Here is a 17,934-nt window from a genome sequence, read left to right as displayed (position 1 = left end):
AAACATTCCCATAGAAGTAGAAGCGGACAAGCCGAAGCGATTGCTAAGCTCGCACATTATGTCAAAATTACAACATCATTTATTGCGCAGTTTCCGTATACTGCGCAACAATTTATTTTTAGAGTGAGGAGAAATTTTGTGTGTCGGCCGTTTTTTGTTTTGAACGTGTGCACTCTGAGTCAAAAATTATAATAAATAAAGCAATATTAGTTATTTTATTATCTTATCGTTTACAATAGAATAAAAGTGTAAGTGATAAAGGTGATGAAAATATGAATCGAGAATTAATGGTTAATTATCGTCTGCAAGGTCAATTTGGAGAGGTGAAGGCTCATTCACATCAAGAGTATGAGATCTATTTATTTCATCAAGGAACATGCAGGTATTTGATTCATAATCAAATATATGATTTACAACCAGGTGATATTTTACTGATGGATGGTTTAGCTCTGCATAAGCCTAATTTACCTCGAGATAGTGAATATGTTCGAAGTCATATTCATTTTTCACCGGACGTAATTGAGCCGGCGCTATCATCAATCGGAGCATCTTCTTTGTTAGATGTGTTTCATAAGCTTCATCATTGCTTAATTCGTTCTTCAAGTCGACAAAATATTGAAGAATTGGAGCAATTAATCAAAAAAATGAGCGAAGCAAAAAATGATCAAGAGGCAACGGAGAAAGAAAAGGAATGGAGATTGAAGGCATTATTGATTCAGGTTCTTGTTCTGGTTAACCGTTTAGGTCATACTTCTTCTCATAAGGCAGCCAATGAAAAATACGATAAAGCGCAGCATGCAGAGAAAATAGCGTCATTTATTCAAGAGCATTTCCGTGAAAAAATGTCGATTGATCGGATTGCTGAAAGCCTAAATTTAAGTAAATCATACGTCTCACATGTCTTCAAAGAGATGACTGGTTATACCATTATGGAGTTTGTAATGGCGACACGCCTCCAGCAAGTGAAATTTCTTTTGGAAGTTAACGAAGAGAAGACCTTACAACAAATAGCAGATGAATCTGGTTTTGAAAGCGTTTCGCATTTCAGTCGTTTTTTTAAATCCAATGTTGGAATGACTGCTAGACAATATCGACAGAAACGCCTTGAAATATATAAAAGGAGTGAAGATTAATGTCAAAAGTTAAATTAGGAATTATCGGACTAGGACAACAGGGTGGTGCTTACGGAAACTTTATTAAAGAAGGTCGAGTAAGTAATATGGAAATTGGGGCCATGTGTGATACGGATCCTGAAAAGAAGAAACGAGCAGATGAAGAATTTCCAGGTATACCTTTTTATGATAACTATATAGACATGTTAGAGAGTGGAGATGTTGATGCTATCGTAACTTGTGTTCCTCATTACCTGCATCCAGAGATGGGAATCAACGCATTAAAACGTGATATCCATTCATTACTAGAGAAACCAGCGGGTGTATATACAAAACAAGTGAAAGAAATTAATGAATTTGCAGCAACGAAGCCAGAACTGACTTATGCAATTATGTTTAACCAGAGAACGAATGAATTATATCAAAAAGTAAAAGAAATTATCGATAATGGAGAATTAGGGGCTATACGCCGTACAAACTGGATTATCACAACATGGTGGCGTCCACAAGGTTATTATGATGCCGGTTCATGGCGTGCTACTTGGGATGGTGAAGGAGGTGGAGTACTTGTTAATCAAGCTCCACACCAAATCGATCTTTTACAATGGATCTGTGGAATGCCTGAGAAGGTGTATACAAAAGCCCAATATGGTTACCAGCGTAATATTCCGGTAGAAGATGACGTAACAACTGTTTTTGATTATGGAAATGGTGCTACTGGTGTATTCATCACATGTACACACGATATTATGGGAACGGACCGTCTCGAAATTCATGGTGATAAGGGTAAAATTGTAGTTGATGATAGTAAAAAAGTAACGGTAAAACGTTTGAATACACCAGAAAGTGACATGAGTGACTCGATGTCGATGCAGGATGTCATGAGATTGTTCCAAGGTGAAGGACCGGGCTCTATTTACCAGGAGGAAGTATTGGAGTTTGAAAGCGTTTGGGGCGGTCAGCATGTAGCAGTTTTGGAAAACTTTGCAGCAAACATTCTCGATGGTACGCCGTTAATTGCTCCAGGATCAGACGGTATTAATGGTGTCGAATTAGCGAATGCAATGCATCTTTCAAGCTGGTTAAACAAAGAAGTAAGCTTACCGATAAATGAAGAGCAATATTTAGAAGAATTAACTAAACTTCGACAACAAGAAAAGTAATATTATTCGCTAAAAAAATGGGGTGTGAAATGATGTTGAAAGTTGCAGTAATAGGATTAGGTGATATATCCAACATTCACCTTCCGGCAATCAAACAAAGTGATAATGCTCAGTTAGTTGCAGTATGTGATATCGATGAGAATTATACCAACAAGGTAACGAATGTCCCTTTATATAGAGATTATCAAGTGATGATGGATGAAGTTGACATCGACTGTGTGCATATTTGCTTGCCACATCATCTTCATTATCCCGCAACAAAAGCTGCTGTCGAACGAGGGATCAATGTTCTGTTAGAAAAACCGCTAGCACATTCAAAAGAAGATAGTCGGGCGATTGTTGCTTTGGAAGAACAACATCCCCATGTAAAAATTGCCGTATGTTTGCAAAACCGATTGAATGAAACGGTAGAGGAATTAGCAGCAATCATTGTCAGCGGAAAGTATGGCAGTATTACCGGTCTAAAGGGAATTGTTACTTGGCATCGCCCTAAATCCTATTATGAATCAAAACCGTGGCGGGGGAGTATGAAAACGGCAGGTGGTGGAGTCATGATCAATCAGTCGATTCATACCCTTGATCTGATGCAATGGATTGGTGGCAATATTGAAACCATTCGTGGCTCTGTTGATCGTTTATTGGATTATGGTTTTGACGTTGAAGACACTGCAACAGCCCATATTAAATATGAAAATGGTGCAACAGGTTTATTTTTTGCTACCATTTCCAATGCACAGAATTCTTCCATAGAATTTCAAGTGCTACTTGAAAAAGCTAAATTAACGATCAAAGACAGTATTTTAACGATTGCCAATGAACATGGTAAAAAAATAAAGTTGCTGGAAGACCGTAAGTTAACTGGTTCCAAGTTTTATTATGGTGCAAGTCATGCGAAATTAATCACAAATTTCTATGATCAGATAATTCAGGACGGCGATGAGTATATTCATGCAAAAGAAGGTTATATTTCCATGGAAATGATTGATTTAATTAATCAATCATCAGAAAAGAAGCAAATCATGAAGATGGGGGTTTTACAATGACAAATGGTAAGATCGGTGTTCAAATGATGATGTTGAAAGGAAAAGTAGAAGAACTAGGTGCTTATGAAACAATGAAAAAAATTTATGAATTAGGGTTTCGTTCGGTAGAAGTTTCACAAATTCCGATGACACCTGAAAATGTTCAAAACCTGAAAAAGGCAAGTGATGATTTTAACATCGATATTACGGCAATCTCTGCACCACTTGAACCAATGGTGGCTGGTAAAGAACAGGAGAATTTAACAGACAACTACGATAAGATTGTAGCAGACTGTAAAGTGTTAAATTGTCAATTTATCCGTATTGGTATGCTTCCTTTTTCGATAATGGGAGATAAAGCAAAGATCTTGGATTTTATTGATCGAGCGGAAGAAACGGCGAAGCGCTTAAAAGAAGAAGGAATTAAGCTCTATTATCATACACATCATATTGAATTCCAACGCTTTGATGGTAAATTCTTATTAGATCTAATGAAAGAAAATACTACTGAACTTGGCTTTGAATTGGATGTGCACTGGATTCACCGTGCAGGTGTTGATCCAGTGGACTTTATCAAACAATATAAAGATCGCGTTTCTTTAATTCACTTGAAAGATTATCGAATCGGTAATCTCGATGTAACCGAGGAAGATTTAAAAGATATGGGTAACTTTTTTAATAAGTTTGTCAATTTGATAGAGTTTGCAGAGGTAGGGGAAGGCAATCTTAATATGCCAGCGATTATTGAAGCAAGCCAGGAAGCTGGTGCGAAGTATTTCCTTATTGAACAAGATGACACATATGGTCGTGATCCGTTCGATTGCCTGCATGATTCTGCAGAAAATTTAAGGAAGATGGGTTATGCAAATTGGTTTTAATTTAATTATTCTAAAGAAGCATTTACAATAAAAGCAATTTAATAGATAAGGAGTGACGTAAAAGTGAGTAATGCAGACGGAATGAATTATGCACCAAAAGGAAAGCCGAATCCTGTCGTGAAAGATGGAGAATTTGTAATAGCCGCTGTAGCATTAGACCATGGGCACATTTTTGGTCAGTGTAATGGACTTGTCGAAGCAGGTGCGACATTGAAGTGGGTCTATGATCCAGATCCGGAAAAAGTGGCTAATTTCTTAGAGAAGTTTCCACAAGCAAGGCAAGCTGAATCACTTGAACAGGTGCTTGAGGATGAGGAAGTAAAATTAGTTGCAGCAGCAGCAATCCCTTCGGAACGGAGTGCACTTGGCAATCAAGTCATGCGAGCAGGCAAGGATTACTTTACTGACAAAACACCTTTTACAACAATGGCACAACTTGAAGAAACGAAAAAGGTAGTAGAAGAAACTGGCCAAAAATATATGGTTTATTATAGTGAACGTCTTCATGTGGAGAGTGCTGTATTTGCTGGGCAGCTTATTGAGGATGGCGCAATCGGAAAAGTGATTCAGGTTACAGGTTTTGGACCTCATCGCCTTAATGCGCCAAGTAGACCACAATGGTTCTTTGAAAAAGAAAAATATGGCGGTATCCTTTGTGATATCGGAAGTCATCAAATTGAACAGTTCTTATTTTATACAGGTTGTAAGGATGCGGAAGTACTCCAAAGTAAAGTAGCTAATTATGACAATCCAGATTATCCTGAACTTGAGGATTATGGCGATGCTACCTTAAAAGGTGAGAATGGTGCTACCCAATTCTTCCGTGTCGACTGGTTTACGCCAGATGGCCTAAGTACTTGGGGAGACGGCCGTACCTTTATTGTCGGAACAGAAGGAACGATTGAGATTCGTAAGTATGTCGATTTAGCTACGGACAAAGGCGGAAATCAATTATATCTAGTTAATCAAGAAGGCGAAAAGCATTTCGATTTAAATGGTAAAGTTGGATTCCCGTTCTTTGGAGAGTTAATCAAGGATTGTATCCACCGTACAGAAAATGCAATGACACAACAACATGCATTTAAAGCAGCAGAGCTCTGTATTCAGGCACAAGTTAAAGCATTAGATGTAACGAAATAAATGAAAGAAAAAGCTGCATTTTAATCGTGGAATGCAGCTTTTTCTGCTATTATTGAGTATATCTTTTCGAATAAATTTATGATAAAATCAAAATAACAACGTTGTTATAAGGGAGTGAGGACTTGGTAGAATTTTTCGTCATCTTCAAGGATGTAATTCTCCCTATCTTTATATTAATGGCAATCGGCTATTTTTTATATATCCGATTCACCTTAGATCTTGCTACATTAGCTAAGTTGAATATTTATTTCTTGGTTCCGGGATTTATTTTTGTGAAATTGTATGAAGCAACTTTTGGTTTAGAATTGTTTATTTATGTTTTTCTATTCTTTTTATTACTTGTTATCTTGCTGTATGTATTGGCACTCACTACAGCATATGTAATGAAAATAAAAGGAGGAAAAAAGACGACATTTGCCAACAGTGTGATGTTTTTTAATTCTGGCAATTACGGTGTACCGGTGAATGATTTAGTGTTTCGCGGTGATCCTTTTGCAATGTCGATACAGGTAATTATGCTGACACTGCAAAACATTTTCTTGTTTTCCTATGGCATATTTTCTCTTAGAGCTGCAAAAGAAGGGAAGTTGAAGGCAGCATTAGGTTATTTCAAAATGCCTGTTCTTTATGCAATGCTCTCAGGTGTTTTGTTAAATGCCTGGAACGTTTCGATACCGGAACCAATCTGGGTGTCCGCCAACTATATAGCAGACGCCATGATTGCTTTAGCATTAATGACTTTAGGTGCACAGGTTGCAAAAATGAAATTTAAAAAGGGATTATATACCGTATATGCAAGTATCGTGTTGCGATTAATCGGTGGACCTATAGTGGCTCTCTTCATCATTTGGGTATTTCAGATTGAGGACATAATGGCACAAGCATTATTCATTGCTTCTGCGATGCCAACCTCTGTCAATAGTGCCGTAATTGCTGAAGAATATAAAAGTCACCCGGACCTTGCAGCCCAGACTGTGCTATTTTCAACGATTGCAAGCATGCTAACCGTTACGGTAGTGGTGTATATGGCAAATGTGATTTTTTAATTAATTTGTCCGCCAAACAAATTAATGATATACTACATGTAACAATCTAATTCGAGTTTCGAACATGAAGCTCGCTTAGGGATACACGGACGCTAATTTCCTGATTGAAGTCTCATATTAAAACTTTTAGCCATACTAATCTTAAAGGAGTGACATGGATGAGTATTTTGGATGAATTAGTACAACATATTCCAGTTCCTAAAATGATGAAGGTAAAACAATACTTTGATGATCAGAAGTTGGATGATTTAGGTCAAGAGCTTAATGATCAGTTACAACAAAAAAACATAAAAAGTCAAATTAAACCAGGGATGGAAGTAGCAGTTGCAGTTGGAAGTCGTGGTTTAGATCGCTTAGTTGAAACAACTAAAGGCACGACTGATTTTTTAAAAGAACATGGTGCGAAACCTTTTATTGTACCTTGTATGGGAAGTCATGGCGGTGCAACAGGTCCTGGACAAAAAGCTGTACTAGAACATTTGGGTGTAAAAGAAGATGTTGTCGGTGCAGAAATTCGGTCTTCAATGGAAGTTATAAAAATTGATCAATTAGAAAATGGTTTACCAATTTATATTGATAAGTTAGCTTCTGAAGCAGATGGTATTGTTGTCATCAATCGTGTGAAACCACACACTGCTTTTCGTGGTCCAGTTGAGAGCGGGATTATGAAAATGATTAGTATCGGATTAGGGAAACAAAAAGGAGCAGAAGCATGTCATCAGCTAGGCTTTAAACATATGGCTGAACATGTTCCAGCAATGGCAGAAATCATCATTGATAAAATGCCGATCCTTTTTGCTGTTGCAACGGTAGAAAACGCATTTGATAAGGTAGCAAAGTTAAATGTGTTACTGCCGGAGGAAATAGCTGAACAGGAGCCAGATCTGCAAAAACTTGCCAAGGCATCTCTACCGAAGTTATTTTTTGATCAAATTGATGTCTTAATCATTGATGAAATTGGTAAAAACATTAGTGGTGATGGGATGGATCCCAACATAACTGGTCGTTATCCGACACCATATGCCTACGGTGGCCCAGATGTATCTAAAATGATTGTTTTAGATTTAACAGAAGAGACAGAAGGAAATGCCAACGGAGTCGGAACCGCTGATTTCACCACTCAAAAATTAGTCGATAAAATGGATCGTGAAGCAACGTATGCCAATGGCTTAACATCGACCGTAGTAGGTCCAACACATATCTCAACAGCAATGCCGACAGATAAAACTGCGATTCAAGCCGCAATTAAAACGTGTAATATCTTAGATTTTACTAAAGCGCGGGTAGTCCGAATAAAAAACACGCTGGAAATTGGTGAAATTGAAGTTTCAGAAAATATGATAGCGGATGTCGAACAGCATGATAATCTAGAAAAAATAAGTGATCTATACGAATTATCATTTGATCAAGAAGGAAATCTTATACAATAAACAGAGAGGGGTAATAAAATGAGTAAATTATTCGATTTAACAGGAAAAGTAGCAGTAGCACTTGGAGGAAACAGTACACTAGGAGGTTCAATGGCAAAAGGTCTTGCAGATCATGGGGCAAAGGTTGCGATTGTCGGACGTAATCTTGATACAGCTGAAGAGGTAGTCAAAGAAATAGTAGAAGCTGGTGGAGAAGCAAAAGCCTTTCAAGCAGATGTCAGTAAACTGGAAACGGTAGAAGAAGTTGCAAAAGAAATTGAAGCATGGTCAGGCGGCTGGGACATCCTCCTTAATGCTCCAGGTATGAACAGTACAACACCCTATTTAGAGTTAGAAACAGAAGAATGGGATAAAATCATGGACGTTAACTTACGCGGAGTTGTCTTTGCTACTCAAATCTTTGCCAAAAAAATGGTCGAGCAAAAACGTGGTGGAAGCATCATTAATATTTCATCTGTGTCCTCTACAACACCATTATCGAAAGTATTTACCTACTCGGCTTCAAAAGCAGCGATTAATAGTGTGACGCAATATCTTTCACGCGAATTTGCACCACACAATATTCGAGTGAACGCTATTATTCCAGGCTTCTTCCCTGCAGAACAAAACCGTAAAATTTTAAGTGAAGACCGTGTTAACTCGATTATGGGTCATACGCCAATGAATCGTTTCGGTGATCCAGAAGAATTACAAGGTGCAACCGTATATTTAGCCTCAGATAAAGCGAGTGGATTTGTAACAGGTGAGCTATTACGAGTTGATGGCGGATTTGGAAGTATGACGATATAATAGAGGTAAGACTCGTAAAAAGGGAGGGAGATAGAACATGGTAGAACAAAAGTATGAATCGTTAGTTTCTATTCTCCAAGAAATGAAAAAGGTTGTTGTTGCATTTTCAGGCGGGGTAGATAGTACCTTCTTGTTAAAAGTAGCAGTAGATAGTTTAGGCGTAGAAAACGTACTAGCTGTAACTGCTGACTCAGAAACCTATCCTACAAGTGAATTAGAAGAGGCAAAACAATTAGCTGCCCATATTGGTGCACGACATGCTGTAATTGAAACAAGTGAATTAGCGATCCCAGGATATACAGAGAATGATAAAAATCGCTGTTATTTCTGTAAAAGCAGTTTGTTTGATCATTTAGTGCCAATTATGCAGGAAAAAGGATTTGAAAATATCGTTTATGGTGTGATAGCGGATGATATGAGTGAATTTCGTCCAGGTATGCGTGCAGCAAAAGAACAGGGCGTTCGAGGACCACTGGCAGAAGCTGATTTATATAAAGAGGAGATTCGTGAGTTATCGAAACAAGCGGGACTACCAACATGGGATAAACCATCATTCGCCTGCTTATCCTCACGTATTGCCTATGGTGAAACGATAACACAAGCAAAGCTCACAAAAGTAGATAAGTCTGAAGCCTTTTTAAAAACAATTGGACTTCGTCAAGTGCGCGTACGTACACATGAGGATATTGCCCGAATTGAAGTGGAACCACAGGATATGCAGAAATTATTAGCCAATCATCAACGTGTAACTGAAAAGTTACAAAGCTATGGCTATAAATTTGTAACAATGGACTTAATTGGATATAAAAGCGGTAGTATGAACCGTGCATTATCATAATTTAGAAGAAAAGCTTTGGGTCATCCAAGGCTTTTCTTCTATCTAGGTTGAGGAGGGCATTATGGAAGAGTTAGTGATTGGACTGGATTTTGGTACAACGAGTGTAAAGGCTGTTGCATTTGATTTAAAAGGAAATGTAAAGGCTGAAAAAGAACAACTAATTGAAACGTATTATCCAAAGCCGACATTTGTTGAACAAAAACCAGCTGAAATCGAATTAAAGACGCATCAAGTTATACGAGACATTTTAAATGAAACAACAGGGAATAACATATTAAGTGTGGGGATCTCTTGTGCGATGCATTCCTTAATATGTGTAGATGAACATGGTAATCCACTCTCAGACATGTCGATATGGTCGGATGGCAGAAGTAGTGAACTGGCTGAGCGATTGAATCGTAATACCAAAAAGAGTGTTTACAGCAAAACAGGGACACCGATACACCCGATGTCACCTTTATTGAAATTGATGTGGATGAAAGAAAATAATTATCAGCCCTATCAAAATGCTGCCTATTTTATGTCATGGAAAGAATACCTTTTATATAAGTGGTTTGGAGAGCGTGTCGTTGATTATTCAATGGCGTCAGCAACAGGTCTCATGAATGTAAAGACATTGGATTGGGAACCTGAAGCATTAAAGTTAGCGGGCATAGAAAGTTCTCAATTATCTAAAATTGTACCTCCAACCGAAATTTTTGAGGGGTTAAAACCTGAGGTTGCAAATGAGCTAGGATGGCCTAAAGGTACACCATTAGTAATTGGAGCTGCAGATGGTCAATTAGCAAACCTCGGTAATGGAGCTATTAAACCTGGAGAAGTAGCAGTAACTGTTGGAACAAGTGGAGCAATACGACAATTAATCTCAGGTCATCATGTTAATGATAATGAAGAAACATTCAGTTATGCATTTACAAATAATACATCAATCATTGGTGGACCAACAAATAATGGTGGGATTGCACTTCAGTGGCTAAAGGAAATGATGGAGTTCAGCGGTAGCCATGAAGAATTTCTAAGTGGTGCTGAAAACATTTCAGTCGGAGCAGAAGGATTATTGTTTGTTCCATATGTGAATGGCGAGAGAGCACCAGTATGGAATCAAAATGCAAGAGGTAGTTTTTATGGCTTAAGTGTAACTCATCGAAGGTCACATTTAGTACGAGCAGTATTAGAAGGAATTGTCTTTAACCTTTATCAAATTGGTCAATCCTTAGAAGAGATAGCAGGAAAACCAACTATGATTTCCGTTAATGGTGGGTTATCCAAATCCCCTTTATGGGTTCAAATTTTGGCAGATGTGTTCGGTCAGGATATACAACTGGCAGATACACATCATGGAGCAGCGTGGGGTGCGAGCTGGACAGCACTAGTTGCTACCGGTAAAGTGGAGTCATTTGAACAAATTAAAGAAAATATTCCGATCGATCAAGTTGTGAAACCTGATATGTTAAATCATCAGAAATATCAAGCAGTATTTGCGAAATATCAGCAATTAGCAAAGGATATTGAGAAGTATTTTTAGGAAGTGGCCATAAAAGGTGTGAAAGTGGCCATAAAAGTAAGAAAAGTGGCCATAAAGCAATTAAAAGTGGCCATAAAATCTGTCGATGGAAGTGGTCAAAATGTTGGAGCAAATTTTAAAACAAGTAGCAGATGGTACATTATCACCTGATCAGGCGCAAAAAGAATTAGAAACGTTTGAAAACCTAGGCTTTGCTAAAGTAGATCATCATCGAAAAAAGCGCCAAGGCTTTCCAGAGGTAATCTTTGGCGAAGGAAAAGATCCGACACAAATCATCAATATTTCCCGGGCAATGATAAACAAACAAGAGAACGTGTTAGTTACTCGAATTGAACAAACGAAAGCTGAAACCGTTATGAAATCATTGCCTGACTTTCAATATGATGTAGCAAGTCGAACCTTATTTATGAAGAACAATGATGAGAATGTACAAACTAGTGGATATATTGCAATTGTTTGTGCAGGTACATCTGATTTACCTGTAGCTGAAGAAGCAGCAAAAACCGCAGAAGCTTTTGGAGTGGAAGTAAGACGTTTTTACGATGTAGGAGTAGCAGGGATTCACAGGTTGTTTGCACATATTGAAGAGATTCAAAATGCGACTGTTTCTGTAGTGATCGCAGGTATGGAAGGAGCATTACCAAGCGTTGTCGGAGGACTAGTTTCCCATCCGGTTATCTCAGTTCCTACCAGTGTAGGATATGGTGCAAATTTTCAAGGATTATCCGCGTTGTTAACGATGTTGAACTCTTGCGCATCTGGAATTAGTGTTGTGAATATCGATAATGGCTTTGGTGGCGCTTATAATGCGGTTATGATACAGCGGATAGCAAATACACACTAACTTTTGGTTTTGCATGCATATAATAGAGACCCCCTACAATCTGTAAGGGGTCTCTATTATGTTGGCAAAGCTGTTTGTTTCTTTTCAATTTTGCGATATGCCAGCTTAGCAGAAGATAAAACCACTAAACCTAATATACTAACACTGAAAAAGAAACCAAGACCTGATATGTAGGTTAGTGCATAATAGACAGCCGCAAAACCGAAAATGATATATAGGCTAGGTAACGGATTATACATCGCTATTAAGATAGAATTTTTAATATGAGTTTTTACATTTAAGTCAAATTCTACATATGAGGCTAATAAGTAACAAATTACTAAAAAATAAAAACAACTCATTATAATGGATGTTACGGTCATGAATTCTGAAATACTAAGATCAGTTGTTTTGATGAATTGAGTGTTTATATAGAGAATTATCGCAATTAACATGATGACAGCGCCAAGTTTATTACTTTTAACAAATTCATCCTTGTAGTACTTCCAGAAGGTACTATATACAGGTACATCTTTTTTATTTATATATTGTCTTAAAGTAGCCAGCATCGCAATTGTTGCAGGAAACAGACCAAAGATCCCTAATCCTAATATTGTGAATAATATCCATAGAACATTTACATATGCTAATCGGTAAAACCATGTACATAAAGTATAGATTGAATTAGAAAAAGTTCCTAGTTGCATTGCAATTCCTCCTCTTTATTACAAATATAACATGTTTATTATTGGGTTTATGCTTAAATTTGAAGAAGGTAAAAATTTTTCCTGAAAAGTAGAAATTCTTCCGTTTCGGTAATTAAGTAAAGATCAAAATAAAAGTTTAAATTACTTGTTTTATCCACTTTAAATTTGCAAATTCATTGATGCGAGTGTATTTAATGAGCTATATGGTATCAGATTGAAGTAGTAAAAATTTTTCTTTTAACGTAAATAATGTCCATTGTTGTAAGCGGTTGCAGATACTATAATGAATCTACAATTTCAAAAAAGAGGTGAGCAACATGAGTAGTGAAGTGAGAGCGAAAACAAAAATACAAAAAGAGCGCTCCGCCAAATCGAAAGTGAAAAAGAAAAAAAGGAACGGTGATCCATTTAGTGGTTGGCGTGAAAACTTAGCTGGATGGTTGTTTATAGCGCCAATGTTAATTGGAACATCAATTTTAGTTTTATTCCCAATGGTGTCATCATTAGCATTAAGTTTTACGGACTGGAATTTTGTATCTGGTTATGCAGAGGCAGCTTTTGTAGGATTAGATAATTTCGTTACCTTATTCAATAATAATGTATTTTTACAATCGCTAAGAAATAACTTCGTTGTTTTAATAGCAATTCCAATTACATTAATTTTTTCACTTGGCATTGCTGTTATTATCAACAAATATATTTTTTTCAAAGATCTATTTAAAGTTATTTTCTTTATGCCCTTTATCTCAAGTGTTGTAGCAGTTGCTGTTGTTTTTCGCGTATTATTTCATCCTTCTGAGGGACCGATTAACCAATTTTTAATGACAATCGGAATCGATAATCCTCCTGGCTGGATAGCGGATACAACTTATGCATTGCCTTCTGTGATGATTATTATGATTTGGACAAGTATTGGTTTTAACTTAATTATATATTTAGCAGGATTGCAAAATATTCCAAAAGAACTGTATGAAGCTGCACAGATTGATGGCGCTTCTGCGTGGTATCAGTTTACAAAAATTACGATTCCTTTAGTTTCACCTACCACTTTCTTATTATTTGTAACCGGTATCATATCAAGTTTTAAAATATTTGATTTAATTATTGTACTAACAAACGGTGGACCTGCAAATTCTACCAATATACCTGTAGTTTATCTTTATCAACAAGCATTTTTAGAGTTAAAAACTGGTTATTCTTCAGCAATAGCCTTAGTAATGTTCGTAATTATTTTAGTAATTACCTATATCCAATTTGTTGGTCAGAAAAAATGGGTGAACTACTAATGAGGGAGGGGGAATTATAATGACAGAGAGTTTTGATTTTAGAAAATTAGCCATGACAATTATTATGACGATTATCGGTATTCTGTTTATGGCACCCTTTATATGGATGATTTCTTCATCACTAAAAGTAGAAGAAGATGTGCTAACTTTCCCTATTCAATGGATACCACAAACATGGAATGCTGTTGAAAATTATCGAGAAGTGTGGACGGGTTCAATGCCGTTCCTTCTATTATATTGGAACTCTATAAAAGTTACTGTACTAACAACTATAACTTCTGTTTTTGTATCAGCATTAGCTGCTTATGGTTTTGCGAAAATTAATTTTAAAGGTCGTGATGTGGTATTCCTAATCGTACTAGCTACCTTTATGATTCCGCCACAAACGTTACTAGTTACTCAATTCTTACTATATAGATGGTTTGGATTATATGATACTCACACTGGTTTAATTTTACTAAATAGTTTCAGTGTATTTGGTACATTTATGCTTCGTCAGTTTTATTTAGGAGTCAGTAATGAAATTATTGAATCTGCCCGAATGGATGGTGCTGGTCATTTTCGGATTTTTCTATCGATTGCATTACCGTTAGTAAGACCAGCAATTGCTACTTACGCAATATTACGTTTTATTTGGACTTGGAACGACTTTCAATACCCACTTATTTTCTTAAGAAGTGAGGAGTTGTATACGATTCAACTCGGGGTGCAAAGCTTTGCCGATGAACACGGCAGTATCTATTCCTTAATGATGGCTGCATCTGTGTCGGCAATTATTCCGCTATTGATTATTTTTATCATAGGACAAAAACAAGTTATTGAAGGGATTCAGCTTGGTGGTGTCAAAGGTTAACGAGTTAGTAACCATATGAATGATATGGTTAACTATAAATATTTCTAAAAAAGAAGGGGAGATTTACATGAAAAGACAATGGGGTTTGTTATGGGTCACCGCACTAATAGGTATGTTGTTATTAGCAGCATGTTCCGGAGGAGACAATAGTTCATCCGAAGGAGACAATGAAGCTTCAGAAGATGATGGCAGTAATGAAGAAAGTGGTAGCGAAGAAGAAATCACATTAAATTTTGTGCACTGGATAAACGAAGAAAACGGGAATTGGGAACCAATTATTGAAATGTATGAGGAAGAAAATCCAGGTATAAATATAGAATCTATGCCATTAGTAGAGAATATGAACTCGCAGGATTATTTTCAACAACTTGATTTAATGGCATCTGCTGGAGAAGACCTAGATGTTATTATGTTTAGTAACCCCAATGATTTAGCTAAGCGTATTGATGCAGGGTTGGTAGAGCCAATAAATTCTTTTTTAGATGAAGAAGGTATTGACATAAATGAAGAATATTTAAATGGTTATCCTGCTTTTGACGGAGAATATTATGGTCTGCCAATGAAACAAGTAACGATGTTAGTGATGATGAATAAAGATCATTTAGAAGAAGCGGGTATAGAAATCCCAACAGAATGGACATGGGAAGATTATCGTGAAATTGCACAGCAGTTAACTACAGAAGATCACTATGGGTCATATTTTCACACGTGGCACGATCTGTTTTCTTTGATTAAATTATTAGGAAAACCAGAAGGAGCAAATCAAATATTAAAAGAGGATGGTACTTCAAATATAGATGATCCTTTAGTCAGAGAATCGTTAGAATTACGTAATAACCTAGAAAATGTTGATGAAAGTTCTGTACCATTATCGGAAAACCTTTCCCAACAGATGGATTATCGTCAGCAATTCTTTACAGAGTCCATTAGTATGATACCAATTGGGTCATATATGCTATCAGAATGGGGCCAATTCACACCTGACTTTGAAATAGCCTGGGCACCTTTTCCACAAAATGAAATGGAAGACACTATGTATTCGCAAGTTGGTGGAGATATTGTTAGTGTTGCGAAATCATCAGAACATAAACAAGCAGCATATGACTTTATCCGTTGGTTATCAACTGAAGGAATTATGGAACAAGGTGTATGGGTGCCATCATGGAGAGATGCAGATTTAACGGCAGCTGTAGAAAATGTTGCAGCAAATACACCAAACCCAGAAGTAATAGATATAGAATCTTTTGTACATTCAATCAGTTCTATTGAACCAACTGAAGCTTACGCACCAGCATCATATGTTACCGAGGTGCATACGGAATATGCTGCGGAAGTAGAAAAATATTTATTAGGTGATCAAGATTTAGATACCACGATGGAAAATGTTAAAGAACGTGTACAAAGTGTAGTAGACGCTAATCAATAATAATATGCTAAAATAAAGAGAGGGCTTATTCCTCTCTTTATTTATGTTTTTGATTTTGAGGTGTAGCAATGATTCTAACAGTGGGTGGTGAACATCATGAGACAGTTAATTTTAAAGCTAAATCAATTAACCTTACGAAGTCGTTTGATTATTGCGGTAATTGTCTGTATTTTGCTACCGTGGATAAGCACATATTTTGTTTCGAATTATTTTACGAAGGATGTATTAGAAGAACGTGCAACCAGACAAGCGTATGAATCGCTAAGTATGATCGAGGTGAATTTGCGAAGCATTTTAGATGATGTTATGTATGCATCCAACTATATTCAATTTGATACGAAGTTCAATCAAATCATGAAGCAGCACCAAGCAATAGATCCTGAAGCACCTCAAGCAAGTCAGAAAATTGCTCTAAATTATATTGAGCTGTCAAATCAGATTTCAAGCATTACAGATTTATTAGCACCAACCTATTTTACTATTTTATTTAGCAACGATTTATTTTATATGAATTATTCATTAAGTGAATTTAATCCACTAGAACTATATCAAGAACCGTGGTTTAGTGAACTGCAAAATTCTAATTATTACGACACGTTATGGATAGGAGCCCATCCTAACTACATATCATCTGATAAAGAATCAGATCCCTATTTAATTAGTGTAGGAAAAAACCTACAACAAGCAACGCAATATGATGCTTTCTTAATTGTTAGTGTACAAGAAAAGCAAATCCGCTCATTGTTGGATAATTTTCAACAAGACAGTAATTCTGAGTATTTTTTAACAAATCAAAAAGGTATCATTTACTCCAGCGTGGATGAGTCATTGATTAGCCAAAACATGCCATACGATGTTCATAACAATGATTATCAGATAGTAGAAAAAAAAGGCAAAGAGTACTTTTTAGTAAGTCATCCTGTTTCTTACTCAAACTGGCGACTAGTAAGTCTTGTACCCTACCAGGAAACAATAGGTAATATTAATGGTATTACAAGAACGACAATTCTCATACAAGGGGCCTTACTAGTACTGTTTTTAATTGGTTTAATCGTTTTAGTAAGAGAACTAACAAAACCATTGTCAGAATTAAATGCGGTCACCAAATCAGTTGAACAAGGGAACCTGCAAAGAAGAGCTAAAACGTATGGAAATAATGATATTGCTAAGCTAGGACATTCTTTCAATCATATGTTGGATACATTAGAGGAAATGATTCTAGAAATTAAAGAGCAGGAAGAAGATAAGCGTACGGCAGAATTAGAGATGCTACAAGCACAGATCAATCCACACTTTTTGTTTAATGTACTAAATGCGATCCGATTGCAGATCAAGATGAATGGAGATAAAGAAAGTGCACAATTAATTCATGCGTTATCTTCACTATTGCGAATGACGATCAACCGAAACAATGCATTCATCCCGTTAATTGAAGAAGTGGAAATAATAGAAAATTATATGCAATTGATGAATTTCCGCCATCAGCATGAGATCGAATTAATTATTAATTTAAAAAAGGGAACGAAAAATGTCGAAGTTCCTAGATTTTTCTTGCAACCCCTGATTGAAAACGCTGTCATATACGGTTATAATAATAGTCAAGGAACGATTGTTATTAGTAGTAGGATAATCGAGGAAGGGAAAATGGAATTACAAGTTTCAGACGATGGTGAGGGCATTGATGATCAGGTTTTACAGCAATTAAAAAATAATATTTATAATGAAAAACAGAAATCAACATCACAAGATTCACAATCATTTAATGGAATAGGAATTCACAATGTCTACCAGCGGATGAAGCTTATTTATGGTGATACGTTTGATATGGAAATTTACAGTTCAAAAGGGATGGGTACAAATTATCGCTTTTACTTCCCAATATAAAAAGGGGGATTA

Annotated in this window: 16 protein-coding genes; 15 read left to right on the top strand and 1 reads right to left on the bottom strand. The window is 36.5% G+C overall.

Translation table 11 applies throughout. The features are described from left to right. The first annotated feature begins 272 nt into the window (after positions 1 to 272). The 11 genes from BUC25_RS12695 to larB all read left to right on the top strand — a co-directional run bounded on the left by BUC25_RS12695 (position 273) and on the right by larB (position 11,787). Entirely contained in the window at positions 273 to 1,133 is an 861-nt protein-coding gene (locus BUC25_RS12695) for an AraC family transcriptional regulator (protein ID WP_073202248.1), read from the top strand. Then, positions 1,133 to 2,275 (top strand): Gfo/Idh/MocA family protein, encoded by a 1,143-nt coding sequence (locus BUC25_RS12690; RefSeq protein ID WP_073202247.1) that lies wholly within the window; start codon positions 1,133 to 1,135, stop codon positions 2,273 to 2,275. The genes BUC25_RS12695 and BUC25_RS12690 overlap by 1 nt, the downstream gene beginning before the upstream one ends. Before the next feature lie 32 nt (positions 2,276 to 2,307). After that, positions 2,308 to 3,318 (top strand): Gfo/Idh/MocA family protein, encoded by a 1,011-nt coding sequence (locus tag BUC25_RS12685; RefSeq protein ID WP_073202246.1) that lies wholly within the window; start codon positions 2,308 to 2,310, stop codon positions 3,316 to 3,318. Further along, positions 3,315 to 4,175 carry a sugar phosphate isomerase/epimerase family protein gene (locus BUC25_RS12680; RefSeq protein ID WP_073202245.1) on the top strand — a complete coding sequence of 287 codons (861 nt, stop codon included), beginning with the start codon at positions 3,315 to 3,317 and terminating at the stop codon, positions 4,173 to 4,175. Before BUC25_RS12685 ends, BUC25_RS12680 begins: the two co-directional genes overlap by 4 nt. A 63-nt stretch (positions 4,176 to 4,238) precedes the next feature. After that, a complete protein-coding gene (locus BUC25_RS12675) occupies positions 4,239 to 5,315 on the top strand; it encodes a Gfo/Idh/MocA family protein (RefSeq protein ID WP_073202244.1) in 1,077 nt (358 codons plus the stop codon). A 122-nt stretch (positions 5,316 to 5,437) separates the two neighbouring features. After that, complete coding sequence (locus BUC25_RS12670; protein WP_073202243.1) at positions 5,438 to 6,361, top strand: AEC family transporter; 924 nt, start codon at positions 5,438 to 5,440, stop codon at positions 6,359 to 6,361. 158 nt (positions 6,362 to 6,519) lie between these two features. Further along, positions 6,520 to 7,791 (top strand): nickel pincer cofactor-dependent isomerase, group 22, encoded by a 1,272-nt coding sequence (locus BUC25_RS12665; RefSeq protein WP_073202242.1) that lies wholly within the window; start codon positions 6,520 to 6,522, stop codon positions 7,789 to 7,791. Between the two features lie 18 nt (positions 7,792 to 7,809). Beyond that, entirely contained in the window at positions 7,810 to 8,580 is a 771-nt protein-coding gene (locus tag BUC25_RS12660; RefSeq protein WP_073202241.1) for an SDR family oxidoreductase, read from the top strand. A gap of 37 nt (positions 8,581 to 8,617) precedes the next feature. Continuing rightward, positions 8,618 to 9,418, top strand: a complete 801-nt coding sequence (larE, locus tag BUC25_RS12655) for an ATP-dependent sacrificial sulfur transferase LarE (RefSeq protein ID WP_073202240.1) — start codon at positions 8,618 to 8,620, stop codon at positions 9,416 to 9,418. A gap of 61 nt (positions 9,419 to 9,479) precedes the next feature. Next, positions 9,480 to 10,943: a gluconokinase gene (locus BUC25_RS12650; RefSeq protein WP_073202239.1), complete on the top strand. Its 1,464-nt coding sequence runs from the start codon at positions 9,480 to 9,482 to the stop codon at positions 10,941 to 10,943. A 100-nt stretch (positions 10,944 to 11,043) separates the two neighbouring features. After that, complete coding sequence (larB, locus tag BUC25_RS12645; protein WP_073202238.1) at positions 11,044 to 11,787, top strand: nickel pincer cofactor biosynthesis protein LarB; 744 nt, start codon at positions 11,044 to 11,046, stop codon at positions 11,785 to 11,787. 56 nt (positions 11,788 to 11,843) lie between these two features. On the opposite strand, the gene BUC25_RS12640 is transcribed toward larB, so the two are convergent. Beyond that, entirely contained in the window at positions 11,844 to 12,473 is a 630-nt protein-coding gene (locus BUC25_RS12640; protein WP_073202237.1) for a YesL family protein, read from the bottom strand. 317 nt (positions 12,474 to 12,790) lie between these two features. Between BUC25_RS12640 and BUC25_RS12635 the strand changes: the two genes are divergently transcribed. The 4 genes from BUC25_RS12635 to BUC25_RS12620 all read left to right on the top strand — a co-directional run bounded on the left by BUC25_RS12635 (position 12,791) and on the right by BUC25_RS12620 (position 17,922). Beyond that, positions 12,791 to 13,759, top strand: coding sequence for a carbohydrate ABC transporter permease (locus tag BUC25_RS12635; RefSeq protein WP_073202236.1), 969 nt, complete (start codon positions 12,791 to 12,793; stop codon positions 13,757 to 13,759). Between the two features lie 19 nt (positions 13,760 to 13,778). Then, positions 13,779 to 14,612 carry a carbohydrate ABC transporter permease gene (locus tag BUC25_RS12630; protein ID WP_073202235.1) on the top strand — a complete coding sequence of 278 codons (834 nt, stop codon included), beginning with the start codon at positions 13,779 to 13,781 and terminating at the stop codon, positions 14,610 to 14,612. A gap of 67 nt (positions 14,613 to 14,679) precedes the next feature. Continuing rightward, positions 14,680 to 16,038 (top strand): ABC transporter substrate-binding protein, encoded by a 1,359-nt coding sequence (locus BUC25_RS12625; RefSeq protein ID WP_073202234.1) that lies wholly within the window; start codon positions 14,680 to 14,682, stop codon positions 16,036 to 16,038. Between the two features lie 96 nt (positions 16,039 to 16,134). After that, the gene (locus BUC25_RS12620) at positions 16,135 to 17,922 is read left to right on the top strand and encodes a sensor histidine kinase (protein WP_073202233.1); all 1,788 of its coding nucleotides are present in this window, start codon (positions 16,135 to 16,137) and stop codon (positions 17,920 to 17,922) included. The last annotated feature ends 12 nt before the right edge of the window (positions 17,923 to 17,934 follow it).

Origin of the sequence: Gracilibacillus kekensis (assembly GCF_900143085.1) — a bacterium.
GTDB classification, from domain to species: Bacteria; Bacillota; Bacilli; order Bacillales; family Amphibacillaceae; genus Gracilibacillus; species Gracilibacillus kekensis.
Note: the sequence above shows the minus strand (reverse complement) of the source record. Positions and strands in the feature narration are given on the sequence as shown.